This window comes from Burkholderia sp. SIMBA_051 (genome assembly GCF_046534915.1).
Taxonomy (GTDB): Bacteria; Pseudomonadota; Gammaproteobacteria; order Burkholderiales; family Burkholderiaceae; genus Burkholderia; species Burkholderia ambifaria.
On record NZ_JAWRXS010000994.1, the window covers coordinates 1 to 230 of the forward strand.

At 53.0% G+C, this 230-nt stretch carries 1 rRNA gene; it reads left to right on the forward strand.

Annotation, left to right across the window (positions count from 1 at the left end):
* Positions 1-230, forward strand: a 23S ribosomal RNA gene (locus tag SB771_RS37470); the annotation flags it as partial.

The window sequence follows — 230 nt, forward strand, 5'->3', positions numbered from 1 at the left end:
GGTTCTCCTCGAAAGCTATTTAGGTAGCGCCTCATGTATCACTGTAGGGGGTAGAGCACTGTTTCGGCTAGGGGGTCATCCCGACTTACCAAACCGATGCAAACTCCGAATACCTACAAGTGCCGAGCATGGGAGACACACGGCGGGTGCTAACGTCCGTCGTGAAAAGGGAAACAACCCAGACCGTCAGCTAAGGTCCCAAAGTCATGGTTAAGTGGGAAACGATGTGG